The sequence below is a fragment of the Kitasatospora sp. cg17-2 genome (genome assembly GCF_054031055.1).
In genome coordinates, this window is the sequence record NZ_CM132923.1 from 335,813 (window position 1) to 348,808 (window position 12,996).

Here is a 12,996-nt window from a genome sequence, read left to right on the forward strand (position 1 = left end):
ACGTCGGGCTCGGAAGGCGCGCGGGCCGGCCCCACAGCCTCAGTGGCCCTCCAGCGCGCGGGTGAGTGCCGCCCGCGAGGCGATACCGAGCTTGGGGAACACCTTGTACAGGTGCGCCGCGACGGTACGGTGCGAGAGCCCGAGCCGGTGGCCGATCTCCTTGTTGCTCAGGCCCGACGCGGCGAGCCGGGCGATGCGCAGTTCCTGACCGGTCAACGCCTCGGCCACCCGGTGCGGCTCCGGGGCGACCGGTCCGCCGGCGGCGCGCAGCTCCTCCTCGCAGCGGAGGGCCCACGGCTCCGCCTGCAGCCGCCGGAAGGCCCGGTGCGCCGCGCGGAGCACCTCGCGCGCCTCGGCCCGGTGCCGTCGGCGCAGCCACGAGCCGTGAGCCAGCCGCAGCCGGGCGAGTTCGAAGACCCACTGCTCGGCGCCCGGTGTCCGGTACGCGACGCGGTAGGCCTCGTCGGCCGTGTCGTCCTCGGCCGTCAGGGCGGCCGCCGCGGCGAACAGGAAGGCGTGGTGGCCGGAGATCTCTCCGGGCCGCTCGGCCGACCCCGCGGCGACGAGGGCGCGGACCTCGCCGCGCCGACCGGTGTGCGCGGCGGCCTCGGCCAGGTCGAAGGCCAGCTGGTGGAACCAGGGCAGGCCGCCGGGCAGTCGCCCGCCCGGGGTCAGCCCGGTGAAGTGTGTGTACGCCTCTTCGTACCGCCCGTGCGCCAGAGCGGCGAGTCCCTCCAGATGGGTCAGCCGGTCCAGTACGAACCTCATCCCGGCGCGGGCCGCCACCGGCCGGATCAGCTCCGTCGCGGCCGCCAGCCCCGTGTCGTCGCCCCGGCCGGCGAGGAAGTGCGCGTGGTAGTACCGGAACAGCAGCGCATTGCAGTGGTAGCCGAGCTCCTCCGCCGCCTCGGCCTCGCGCAGGCAGACGGCCGCGCGGTCCCAGCGGCCGCGCAGGAAGTCCTGGTAGCACTTGGCCTTCGCGACCGAGCCCTGGGTGGCGTAGCCGTGCAGGCCGGTGAAGCGCCGCCACAGGTCGCCGTCGGCCACGTCGACCGCCGAGGCGGTCCAGAGCAGCAGCCAGGCCGCGCCCGCCTCCTGCGCCTCGCTCATCCGGTCGACCACCGCGCCCAGCTCCCGGGCCACCCCGCGGGCGGTCCGGGCCGGATCCAGCCAGGTCCGGTGGCAGAGCCGGGCGGGCTCCGAGACGTGTGCACGGTGGCGGTCCAGCGCCTGCCAGGCCCTCGGGTCGTCGGTGTAGGTCGCGGTGAGCAGCAGTTTGAAGAAGACCTGCTCGGCCAGCCCGTCGAAGGGGTCGGCGCCGGGGGCGGTCAGCGCGTCCAGGGCCGCGGGCAGCAGCGCGGCGGCCGACTCGAAGTCGATCCGGTGGCTCTGGTCGACGTAGACCACCGCGTAGGCGAACAGCGGCGCGATGTCGGGCGGCACCGGCCGGCTTCTCAGCTCGTCCACCAGGGCCGCGGTGTAGCGCAGTTGACCGCCGCGGGCGGCCATCACGGCCGCCCAGGTGAGCCGCCGGGCGCGCTCGTCGGCGTCGGCGCTGAGCGCGGCGGCGCGGTCCAGCAGCAGTGCCCCTTCCGCGTCGCCGCCCCGGCGGGCCAGTCGGCTGCCGGCCTCCTGGAGACGGCCGGCCAGGTCCTCGTCCGGGAACAGCGCCGCCGACGCCTCGTGGACCAGTCGCTGCGGGTCCTCCGGTGCCAGGCAGTCGGCGAGCTCGCGGTGGGCCTCGCGCCGGGCGGCCGGCGAGGCTGCCCAGATCACCGCCGTACGCACCAGCGGGTGACGGAAGACCAGCCGCCCGGCCGCGTCCAGTCGGGCCAGGCCGCTTGCCTCGACCTGTTCCAGGGCCTCCCGTGCGTCTTCGCCGGCGACGGCCCGCAGCCAGATCCCGCCGGAGGAGTCCGGCCCGGCGGCCAGGGCCGCCAGCAGCAGCAGTCGCCCGGCCGCCGGGGTCACCGCGGCCAGCCGCCCGGCGAACATCCGCTCCAGCCGGCGGCCCAGCGGCAGCCGCTCCGGCAGCGGGACGACGCCCCGCTGCTGCTCCGCGGCCAGCTGGCGCGGCAGCTCGACCAGTGCCAGCGGGTTCCCGGCGGCCTCCCGCAGGACCCGCCGGGCGGTGGTCTCCGCCAGCTGCGGGTGGTTGCGGTGCAGCAGCAGGGCGGCGTCCGGCTCGGGGAGCGCCCGTACCTCGACGGGCTCGGCCGACCACGACTGCGCCACCGGGCCACCGGGCCGGGTCGCGCCGACGACCACCAGGGGCAGCTCCGCGCAGCGCCGGCGCACGAACGCGAACACCGTGGCGCTGGAGGAGTCGATCCAGTGCAGGTCGTCCAGCAGCAGGAGGAGCGGCCCGCCCTGCGACAGCTCGGCCAGCAGGGCCAGGGCTGCGGCGCCGACGGCGAACCCGCTCGGCGCCGCACCGGCCTGGATGCCCAGGGCGCTTTCGAGTGCCTCCCGCTGATGGACCGAGAGCGTGCGGGAGTCGCTCAACGGGGCCCAGAGCGCCTGGTGCAGCGCCCCGAACGCGAAGTCGGTCTCCGCCTCGGCGCCGACCGCCCGCAGGACGGTGAACCCGCGCTCACCCGCCTCGCGGGCCGTCCGCTCCAGCAGTGTGCTCTTGCCCACGCCGGGCTCGCCCCGCACCAGCACCGCCGAACCGCCGGCGCCGTCGGCCGCCCGGGCGAGTGCCGCGTCCAGCAGGTCCGTCTCCCGCCGCCGACCTATCGGGTGCGGGTCGCAGCTCTCCCACACCGTCGCTCCCCCGGGGCCGGCGGCCGCCCGGAGGGGGGCCGCGGATCGTTCTGCCCACGCTTGTGCGCGGCAGCCGGCAGGCCGGGTCGCCCGACGGCGACCCGTCGCCGGGCAGGGTCAAGGCTAACCGCCCGTCAGCCGTGCGCGTGCCCGGGCCGGGGACGCCCACGGGCCCCTCGGCCGCGCGTCGGCGCAGGTGAGGGGCCCGTGGGGCGGTCGGCACCGCAGTGGTGCGTGAACGATGTACCGGCGGAACCGTCAGCCGGAGCATCGGAACGCGGGTCAGGAACGGCAGGCCGCGGCCGGCGCGGGTCAGGCGCCGACGAACTCCAGCAGGTCCTTGGTGAACGCGGCCTCGTAGGCGCCGACCAGGCCGTGCGGGGCGCCCGGGTAGACCTTGAGGACGCCCTGGGAGAGCAGCTTGACGGCCTTCTCGGCGGAAGCGGCGATCGGGACGATCTGGTCGTCGTCGCCGTGGGCGACCAGGACCGGGATGTCGATCTTCTGGAGGTCCTCGGTGAAGTCGGTCTCCGAGAACGCCTCCACGCAGTCGAGGGCGCCCTTGAGGCCGGCCTGCATGCCCTGGAGCCAGAACTCGCGGCGCTTGCCCTCGGAAACCTCGGCGCCGGGCCGGTTGAAGCCGAAGAAAGCCTCGCTGAGGTCGTAGTAGAACTGCGACCGGTCGGCGGCGACGCCGGCCCGGATTCCGTCGAAGGCCTCGATCGGCGTGCCCTCGGGGTTCGCCCCGGTCCGCAGCATCAGCGGCGGCACGGCGCCCAGCAGCACGGCCTTGCGCACCCGGCCGCTGCCGTGGCGGCCGAGGTAGCGGGCCACCTCGCCGCCACCGGTGGAGTGGCCGACCAGGACGGCGTCCGTGAGGTCGAGCTGCTCCAACAGTTCGGCCAGGTCGTCCGCGTACTGGTCCATGTGGTTGCCGTCCCAGGTCTGCTCGGAGCGGCCGTGCCCGCGCCGGTCGTGGGCGACGACCCGGTAGCCGGCCTCGGCGACGGCGACGGCGAGGCTGTCCCACGCGTCGGCGTTCAGCGGCCAGCCGTGCGAGAGGACGACCGGACGACCGGTGCCCCAGTCCTTGAAGAACTTCTGCGAACCGTCGGAGAGCGTGATGTAGGGCATGGTGTGCCTTTCGGTGTCGGTGGTACGGCCGGGCCCGGTGGGCCGGGCCGGAGTAGGTGGTCCCACCGCGTGCGGTGGGCGGGCCGTTGGAGGTGGGAGGAGACGGAGCCGGTCTCAGCGGTTGGGGGCCACCGGCTCGGGGCGGTGCAGCAGGGCGCGGACGGCGAGTCCGCTGCCGACGCCGCCGAGCAGGGTGACCGCGACCCACCAGGCGGCCCAGGGCGCCAGGCCCAGGGCCTGGTCGACGGAGTAGCGGCCGGGCCCGGTGAGTGCGAGTACGGTGGCGACGACGATCAGCACGAGCGGGTACTCGTAGCCGTCCTTCTGCACCCAGAGGCCGTGCGGCCACTTCACGGTCAGGGCGACCGTCATCACCCCGGCCGCGCCGGCCGCCGCGAGCGGGGTCAGCGCACCGGCGGCCAGCACCAGACCCGAGCCGATCTGGCCGGCTCCGGCCGCCAGGGCGGTGAGGGTCCCCCCGCGGAAGCCGTCGTGCCGGAACTCCTCCGTGCCGCCGGCCAGGCCGCTGCCGTCGAGCCGGAAGCTGACCTTCTGGATGCCGTGGCCGGCGATCAGCAGCCCGGTGACCAGGCGGAGAATGAGCAGACCCGTGTCCATGGTCACGTTCCTTCTCCCGTTCAGCCCGCGGCGTGCGGGGAGATCATGGACTGCGCGTAGACCACGCCCATCCCGTACGCGCCGCCGTGCTCCTTGACCACGTCCAGGGTGTCCGCATAGGTCTCGGTGCGGGCCCAGTCGCGCTGGAGCTCCAGCAGCACCTGGAGCCAGGTGACCGGCACCGCACCGGCGGCGGTCATCCGCTGGAGGGCGTGTTCGTGCGCGGCCGGAGTGACACCGGCGGAGGCGTCTGCGACCACGTACACCTCGTACCCCTGGGCGAGCGCGGACAGCGCCGGCAGGACCAGGCAGACCTCGGTCCAGAGCCCGGAGAGCACGATCTTGCGGCGGCCGGTGGCCTTGACGGCCTCGACCAGCGCGGCGTCCTCCCAGGCGTTCATCGAGGTGCGGTCCACGATCTCGTGCTTCGGGAAGACGGCGCGCAGTTGCGGCAGTATCGGGCCGGAGAAGGATTCGGCCGCGACGGTGGAGAGCACCACCGGCACGTCGAAGACCCGGGCGGCCTTGGCGAGACCGACGGTCGCGTTGATGACCCCGGCCCGGTCCGCGCTCGCGGCGCCGAAGAACATCTGCGGCTGGTGGTCGACGAACAGCATCAGCGCGTTGTCGGGTGAGATGAGGTCCGGGCTGGGCCGGGCGGAGACGTCGGCGAGGTCGAAGGCAAGGTCGGTCACGGTCAACTCCTTGGGAGGGGACGATCGGGTCAGGTGGGTCGGGTCGGTCGGGTTCGGTCTGTCGGTCGAGCGGTGTCGGACGGGCGGCAGGTCAGCCCCCGAAGCAGGGGTCGACGAACCCGGCCGGGCCGGCGGGTTCGAGCCCGCGGGCGAGCCGCCACCGGTACTGCTCGTCGGAGCCGGCCGCCACCTCGGCCACGCGGTCGGCCTGCCGGGCGCCCGAGGCCGACGGCGGCGAGGAGGCCGACGGCGGCAGGGAGGCCTGGTAGCCGCCGAAGCGGGCGACCGGGCTCCAGGCGGGGCTGATCGGCGGCGCCGCCGCCTCGTCCAGGCCCTCGTACTCGGCCACCGCGTGGACGAGCCGGCCACCCACCACGGTGAGTACGGCCTCGATGTGCGGGATGTCCTCCGCGGGCACGGTGAAGTAGTCGTGGGAGAGCACCGCGAAGTCCGCGAGGAATCCTTCCTTCAGCAGCCCCTTCACCTCCTCCTCCCCGGTGATCCGGGCGCCGCCGCGGGTGTACAGCTCCAGCGCGCCCTCGCGGGAGAGCAGCCGCTGCGGCGGGTAGAGCGCCCGACCGCCGACGGTCCGCCCGGTCACCAGCCAGTGCAGGGCCACCCAGGGGTTGTAGGAGGAGACCCGGGTGGCGTCCGTACCGGCCGCGACCGGCAGACCGCGCGCCAGCATCTCGGTCACCGGAGGGGTCCGGGCGGCGGCCTCCGCGCCGTAGCGGTCGACGAACGCCGACCCCTGGAAGGACATCCGGTTCTGCACGCTGATCGCACCGCCGAGAGCGGCGATCCGCTCCAGACTGTGCGGGGAGACGGTCTCGGCGTGGTCGAAGAGCCAGCGGTTGCCGGCCGGGAAGAGCCCGTCCGCGGCGAGCTTCTCGAAGACCGCGAGGTCGCGCCGGATCGTCTCGTCGTACGTCGCGTGCAGCCGGAAGCCCCAGCCGTGCTCCACCAGCAGCCGCACGGCCTGCTCGAACCGGCCCTCGTAGCCGGCCTCCAGCTCCGGGCGGGGCTCGCTGAAGTTCTCGAAGTCGGCGGCGGCCCAGGTGAGGTTCTCCCCCGCGCCGTTCAGTCGCAGCCACTCGTCGCCCTCGTCGGGGCGGACCGTTTCGACCCAGCGGCGCAGGTCGTCGAGCTCCTGTCCGGCTGTCTGCGGGAACAGGTGATAGGCGATGCGCAGCGTGAGCCGTCCTTCGCGGGCGAGCTCGACGACGGTGGCGTAGTTGTCGGGGAAGTTCTGGAAGCCGCCTGCGGCGTCCACCGCCGAGGTGAGTCCGAAGCGGTTCAGCTCGCGCAGGAAGTGCTGGGTGGAGGTCTTGCGGTCCGCCTCGTCCAGCCCGGGTGCCTTCGCCAGGGTCGAGTACAGCAGGAGCGCGCCGGGGGCGGCCAGCAGGACGCCGTTGGGTTCGCCGTCGCGACCCCGGACGATCTGGCCGCCACGTGGATCAGGGGTGTCGCGGGTGAATCCGGCCGCTCGCACGGCGGCCCGGTTCAGGACCGCCGACTGGTAGAGGTGCAGGACGAAGACCGGGGTGTCCGGCGCGACGGCATTGAGCTCAGCCGGGGTGGGCAGCCGCCGTTCGGCGAACTGCTCGGCCGTCCACCCGCCGACCACCCGGATCCACTGGCCCTTCGGGGTACGGGCAGCCTGCTCGCGGAGCATCGCGAGACCCTGGCGCAGCGAGCGCACACCGTCCCAGCGCAGTTCCAGTACGTAGTTCAACCCGCCGCGGATGACGTGCAGATGGGAGTCGTTGAGTCCGGGCACGACGCGGCGGCCCAGAGCATCGACCACCCGGGTGTCCGGCCCGATGTGGGCCGCGACGTCGTACTCGTCCCCGAGGGCGAGGACGCGGCCGTCGCGGACGGCGAGCGCGGAGGCCTCGGGCCGGGCCCGGTCGCCGGTGTGGATCCGCGCGTTGCGCAGGACGAGGTCGGCGGAGTGCTGGGGCGGGCCGGCAGCGGGCACAGTGCCGCCGACGGGCATGGAGTCAGCCATGATCGTCGCTTTCAGGAGGAGTTCAGAGGGTTCGGCGCACGCCGGCCTGGCGTTCGAGGTCGCGCAGCTGGACCGTCAGTCCGCCCTCCACCGCATGGTGGGCGGGACCGCTGCGGCCGATCGGCAGGACCTCTTCGCCCCGCATGTCCTCCAGCATCAGCGCGAACGCCGTGTAGAGGGCCACGGCCGCGAGCAGCAGCCCGAGGGCGCCGGAGAGGGTGCCCAGCCGGGCGTCGCCGGTCAGGTTGGACAGCGCGGCCACCCCGAACCGGGGCACCGCGGTGCACAGCACCAGCCAGAGCGCCCGCTTGCGGCCGGCGACCGCCGCCATCATCAGGGCGAACAGCGCGAAGGTGGCGTTCAGCACCCCCAGGACGCGGGTACCGCCGACCGGATCCACCACCAGGACGAGCGAACTCGCCAGCCAGAGACCGGAGAAGCAGGCCATCAGAGTGGCTGCCAGGGCGTCCCGGGCACCGAGGGCGAACACCGCCACCACCAGTTGCAGGACGAACGCCGGCAGGATCGCCAGGCCCACCGCCCGTCGGGCGCCGTCCTCGAAGACGCCGAGCTGGAAGCAGCCGACCATCACCGAGGCGATCCCGACCGTGTAGAACCCGAGCGGCATCGGCGACGCGATCGGCCGCAGGTTGATCCGGGTCATGCCGCGAAGGTCGGGCTCGAAGCGGCGTCCGTCCGGCGCTCCGGCCGGGGAACTCTCACTGGTCGTCATGGTCCCTGTTCCGATCGGTGGAGGGGGCGTGCGGTCCGGGGAGTACCGGTCCCGTCCGCCGGGGCGCGGCGAGGTTGTTGCCGGGGTCTGCCGGAGTGGCTGAGGACAGGGCCGACGGTAGCCAGGCGGTTGGGGACCGAGTACTCCCTGGCTGCACCGGTCTTGCCCACGGGTGCACCGGTGCCGCGGAGCACGGCGGCCCGGTGCGGACCGCCCCGGCCGGCCCCGGCCCGGGGGGATGTCGTGACATCCCCCCGATCAGCGGGGCACCTTCGCGTGGAGTTCCATGTAGCCGACGTAGGCGAGGAAGGCCGCCAGCGTCTGGAACGTCCGCCCGCTGATGCTGAACGTCGGCGTCTGGCCGCTCAGCCTCCGGTACACGAACGTCGACGCATCGTCCCAGTGCTGCTGGAGGTCGACGTTCTCCGGGCCCATGGCGTTCGAGGTGTAGTTGCGGATGTTGCCCCGGATGTTGTCGAAGATGCGACCGAAGCGGGCGGCCTCGGAGGTCGCCTGGATGATCGTCACCATCTCGCGGGCGAAGCCGTTCGAGTCGCGCTGGAGGCGGGTGGCCGCAGTCGCGATGCTGGTGAGGGCGTTGGTGAGGTTGGCGTAGCCGATGGCCCGCCCGGCGCGCTCGCCCGTACCGCCGCCGGGCAGCCGGGAGTAATTGCCGTCCCAGGGCAGGCGCTGGAAGTTGACGCTGTGGGTGACCCGCTGGAACTCGGCGGGCCAGACGTCCGGGAATCCGTAGTGGGTGCCCGGGTGGTTGTCGTACGCAGGCTGGTAGAAGCCGGCGAAGTAGAGGTTGTCCGCCCACCAGTAGAGCGATCCGCGGTACTGCCCGTGCGTGAGGACGCGGGCTTCGACCAGGCGGGTCGGCAGCAGCGTCGTCTCGTCGAGCTGGGCGGCGACCTCGGGGTGGTTGGGGATGTCGTGGCCGCTGATCCGGTGGAGCTGGTCGATGGCGTACCAGTAATTCGAGTGCGCCGCCTCGCCACCCCATTCGAGGTCGCCGATGTCCCAGTCGAACTTGGTGATCGAATCGCTGGGATCGGCGTGCGCGGCCGGCACCGACGCCGCCTGCGACAGGCCGAGCGCCAGCCCGAGCGCGAGGAGGAGGCCGACGAGCCGTCGGCCCACTGTGGTGTGGAGGTGCACGAGTTGACTCCTGTGAGTGCTGGTCGGGACGTGACCGACCCTTCCAGCGGACGGGCACTCCGACTTCGCCCCCAGCGCACAGCCCCCGTCCCCACGGTGCACGACGGCCGAACGCCCGCGCAGGCAGCACCGTGCCCCGGCCGGAGGATCCGGTCGGGGCACGGGGTGGCGATGTGTCAGGCGGTTCGTACCGTGTTGTGTTGTGTCACTGCAGGCTGAGCCGGTGGGGGTGGCCGGGATCCCGGGGGCACACGAAGACGTAGAGGTTCCCGTCCCGGCCGACGAGGACGGACGTCGCCCCGATCGCCCCCTCCAAGGTCTCCCGGTCCTCCACAGGGATCCAGCTGCTGGTGGAGCTGTCGCACTCGTAGGTGGCGATGGTGAGGAGAGGTTCCATGGGCTGTCCGCATTCGCAGTCCATGGGCCTCGGATCCGTCACGTGCCAGGAGGCGAACCCCCCGACCTTCCAGCCCGGCGCGATCGAGAGGTCGCTCCGGTAGCCGACCGCTTCCTCGTCGCGCTCCTCCTCAGGTCCCTCCCACCTCTCCATGCGACGGCGAAGACGGTCGGGAAGCAGGTCAACGTACTGGTACTCCACCACCTGCTCCGGGTGCAGCACACAGGGGTCGGGCACGTACCCCGGCGCACCGACGACCACCGGCTCCGGCTGGTCGGCCAGTACCTCACGGACGTCGGCGGAACGACGCCAGCGCAGGTGCAGCGCCAACTGGTGGCCGGTGCCGTGGGCGTCGAAGGGGCACCAGAACACCTGGAGCACGTCGCAGTCGGCGGGCCCGCCGAACAGGTCGGGCACGTCCTGGCGGTAGAGCTGGGCGACTGCCAGCAGGGGGATCGGGTCGGTGTTCGCCAGCCACGGGGCGTGCCGCCCGCGCTTCAGCGAGGCCAGGACCTCCCGTTCGGCGTCCGTCCACGCGGGCCTGACACCCGCTTCCGAGGCACGACGCCATTCCTCGGCCTCGATCCGACGCCGGAGCCGGACGTCCTCCAGCCGCTCACCCGAACTCCTCTTGTGCGGGTGCGTGCAGACCGGCCACGGCTCGTCGGACGGCCAGAGCATGGGTCCACCCACGGAACTGTCCCGCGCGCCGGGGGCCCCGGACCTGGGGTGCAGGCGGGTCGCGGTCCGCCGGTACCGGGCCAGCTCCGGGAAGAGCCGCTCCACGTCCACCGGCCGCTCGGGTGTCGTACGGGTCATTCCTGTCCTCATCATCATGCCTGCACGAACCTCATGAGTCCGCCCCGGCATTCTGACATCGTTCCAGCAGGTCAGCGGCCGTCGATGCCCCGACGGCCGCTGGGGCCTCGACCTGGATACGGGCGTCCCGGAGCGGGCCCGGTCACCGGGCCGCAGGGGGCCGGGCGGGCCGTCAGCTCCTACTTCGGCGGCGACACACGGCTCGTGTCGCCGCCGAGTTCGGCGTACAGCTCGGTCCAGCGGCGGTCGGTGTCGGTCGGCGGCCTGCCGTCGCAGTAGGTCCTGGTCCCGTTGGCCGTGTAGAAGCGCATCATCTCCAGCACCGCCCGCGGGTCGGAGTTCTCCCTTCCGGTGTACTTGGTGCCGGGGTCCTGGCTCTGGTGCTGGAGGCAGGACGGGGACGGCGTGCCGGGCTGTGCGTCGAAGCTCCCGTTCGGCTCGGCTCCGCACGCCGCCAGCGGCGCGGCGGCGAGGAGGACCAGGCACAGCAGGTGCGCGCGGCGGGTGGTCACGGTGATCGGCCTCCGGTGGGGACGGGTGTTCACAGGGTCGAGGGGAAGCTGCGGACGACCAGCCCCACCCCCACGGTGAGGATGAGCAGAGCCGTCAGCAGGGCGCTGTACGGGGCGACGCGGCGCAGTCGGCCGACGACGGGGCCGTCCGCCGCGCCCCTGAGCCGGTCGCCCAGGCGGACCAGCAGCAGGCCGACGGCGGTGAGGGTGGCGGCCATGCCCAGGCCGTAGGCGAGCACCAGGGCCGCGCCGAAGAGCGTCCGGCCGAGGGCGACGGCGCCCAGCAGGACCACCAGGGCGGACGGGCTGGGGACCAGACCGCCGGCGATGCCGAGGCCGATGAGGCTTCGGCGGCCCGGTGCCGCCGGGTCGTGGTGGTGATGGTGGCCGCCGCCGAACAGGCCGTGCCGGTGGCCGTGGTGGTGCGCGTGGCCGTGGCCGTGCGGGTCGTCGTGGTCGTGCGGGTCGTCGTGGTCGTGGTCGTGCGGATGGTGATGGTCGTGCGAGTGGCTGTGCCCGTGGTCGTGCGAACGAGCGGCGTGGGCGTGGCCGTGCCCGTGCCCATGGCCGTGCGGCTGTCCGTGGTGCTCGTGGTGCTCGTGGTGCCCGTGCTGCTCGATCGGCGCGGGCGACGCGGACACGTGCGCGAGCTCCCTGCGGGGCTCGGTGTCCACGTCCTCGTGGGAGTGCAGGTGCTGCTCGTGCGCTCCGGCAGCGCGGGACCGCCGGAGCGCGTCGCGCAACAGGCCGGCGCCGACAACGGCGACCAGGGCGCCGCTGACCACGCCCAGCCAGCCGAGCAGCACGTCGCCGGCCAGCGAGGAGAACGCGGTCAGGCACAGGCCGATGACGAGGACGCCGACCGTGTGGGTGGCCGTGACGGTCGCGCCGACGGTGACGGCGTCGCGGGTACTGCCGCGGCGGCCCGCGAGGTAGGCGGCCATCACGGTCTTGCCGTGCCCGGGCAGCAGCGCGTGCCCGGCGCCCAGGACGATCGACAGCAGGACGGCGAGCAGTCCGAGGGGGACGGTGAGGCGTCGGGCGGCGCCGAGTTCCGTGAGACGGGCGTCGAGACTGCTGAGCCAGGCCGTCGGCCCGGATCCCTCCGCCCTGACGGCCGCCCCCCGGTCGGGTGCCGCACCGCCGCCGGGGAGCGCGCGGAACCGGGCGCGGGTGACGCCGCTGGGGCTGTCGAGCAGGTCGCGGGGGTAGTCCCGCAGTTCCTTGGAGAGCGATCCGCTCGGGACGTCGGAGTCCTGGACCGTTGCCCCGTCCCCCCGGACGGTGATCTCGTTCCATCCGACCCGGTTCGGATCGCTCCCGCCGGCGACGCGCACGGTGGTGCCGTCGGCCGGGAGCCGCAGTTCGGCCCGCAGCAGACACTCCAGGCGGCTGGTGCGCAGGCCCGCGGAACCGTCCTCGTACTGGAACCGGGCGGAGTCCGTTCGCCAGCTCAGCGCCGAGGTCGCCGGGTCGGCCGTCACCCGCAGGTCCCGTGCGGTCCGGTCGCACTGCTCGGACGCCCAGGCGGTGCGCTCGGCGTCGTCGACGGTGCCGTCGCCGTCGCGGTCGACCTTCGGTTGCTCCTGGAGGGTGGGGATCTCGGCTGCGTCGGTGACGGCGAGGACCTCGATGTCGTCGCCGTGGACGGTGAAGCCGAGGTAGTGGTTGAGGGAGAAGTTCCCCAGCGGATGGGCGCCGGCGGCGGGTGCGGCAAGGGCGAGCAGGCACAGCGCGCCTGACACCGCCGCACCTGTCCGGGCGAGAAATCGTGGGACCGCCACGCTGGGCCTCCGGGGAAGGGGCCGGCCACCGTGGCGAAGCCCGGCCCGGCAGGAAGAGGGGAAGAGAGAAGGGGCCGAGAGGGCCCACATCACCTTCGGGCTGCCGGGCGGCCCGGATCGCTCACCGTTCCGAGCCGTCCGCCGGGACCACTCGCACGGAGCAGCGCTCCCGGACACCGGTTCCCATCGGTCGAACACACGGTCCTCGCCGCGCTGCCCCGATGCCTCCCACGCCACGCCTCCTTGTTGCATCTGGCTTGCAATTACTTTGACTAGGCAATACAGGAGGCACCACGGGGACGTCTGCACCTGCGCGAGTGACATCGCTGACCCATCGGAGTGAGGCCACCCAACCACGCCTGCACC

Annotated in this window: 10 protein-coding genes; all 10 read right to left on the bottom strand. The window is 73.5% G+C overall.

Annotated elements, in window-relative coordinates; all coding sequences use genetic code 11:
- Positions 1 to 39 precede the first annotated feature (39 nt).
- The 10 genes from ACW14Y_RS01310 to ACW14Y_RS01355 all read right to left on the bottom strand — a co-directional run bounded on the left by ACW14Y_RS01310 (position 40) and on the right by ACW14Y_RS01355 (position 12,591).
- Complete coding sequence (locus ACW14Y_RS01310; RefSeq protein WP_456985569.1) at positions 40 to 2,766, bottom strand: AAA family ATPase; 2,727 nt, start codon at positions 2,764 to 2,766, stop codon at positions 40 to 42.
- 312 nt (positions 2,767 to 3,078) lie between these two features.
- Positions 3,079 to 3,900, bottom strand: a complete 822-nt coding sequence (locus ACW14Y_RS01315) for an alpha/beta fold hydrolase (RefSeq protein ID WP_380306086.1) — start codon at positions 3,898 to 3,900, stop codon at positions 3,079 to 3,081.
- Positions 3,901 to 4,014: 114 nt separating this feature from the next.
- Positions 4,015 to 4,518 carry a DoxX family protein gene (locus ACW14Y_RS01320; RefSeq protein WP_456985570.1) on the bottom strand — a complete coding sequence of 168 codons (504 nt, stop codon included), beginning with the start codon at positions 4,516 to 4,518 and terminating at the stop codon, positions 4,015 to 4,017.
- 20 nt (positions 4,519 to 4,538) lie between these two features.
- Positions 4,539 to 5,213 carry a hydrolase gene (locus tag ACW14Y_RS01325; protein WP_456985571.1) on the bottom strand — a complete coding sequence of 225 codons (675 nt, stop codon included), beginning with the start codon at positions 5,211 to 5,213 and terminating at the stop codon, positions 4,539 to 4,541.
- Positions 5,214 to 5,304: 91 nt separating this feature from the next.
- Complete coding sequence (locus ACW14Y_RS01330; protein ID WP_456985572.1) at positions 5,305 to 7,224, bottom strand: amidohydrolase; 1,920 nt, start codon at positions 7,222 to 7,224, stop codon at positions 5,305 to 5,307.
- 22 nt (positions 7,225 to 7,246) lie between these two features.
- Positions 7,247 to 7,957, bottom strand: a complete 711-nt coding sequence (locus tag ACW14Y_RS01335) for a GPR1/FUN34/YaaH family transporter (RefSeq protein ID WP_380306079.1) — start codon at positions 7,955 to 7,957, stop codon at positions 7,247 to 7,249.
- A gap of 258 nt (positions 7,958 to 8,215) precedes the next feature.
- The gene (locus tag ACW14Y_RS01340) at positions 8,216 to 9,118 is read right to left on the bottom strand and encodes a ribosome-inactivating family protein (protein WP_456985573.1); all 903 of its coding nucleotides are present in this window, start codon (positions 9,116 to 9,118) and stop codon (positions 8,216 to 8,218) included.
- 205 nt (positions 9,119 to 9,323) lie between these two features.
- Complete coding sequence (locus ACW14Y_RS01345; protein WP_456985574.1) at positions 9,324 to 10,334, bottom strand: hypothetical protein; 1,011 nt, start codon at positions 10,332 to 10,334, stop codon at positions 9,324 to 9,326.
- 179 nt (positions 10,335 to 10,513) lie between these two features.
- Positions 10,514 to 10,846 (bottom strand): hypothetical protein, encoded by a 333-nt coding sequence (locus ACW14Y_RS01350; protein WP_456985575.1) that lies wholly within the window; start codon positions 10,844 to 10,846, stop codon positions 10,514 to 10,516.
- A 29-nt stretch (positions 10,847 to 10,875) separates the two neighbouring features.
- Positions 10,876 to 12,591: a nickel/cobalt transporter gene (locus ACW14Y_RS01355; RefSeq protein ID WP_456985576.1), complete on the bottom strand. Its 1,716-nt coding sequence runs from the start codon at positions 12,589 to 12,591 to the stop codon at positions 10,876 to 10,878.
- Positions 12,592 to 12,996 lie beyond the last annotated feature (405 nt).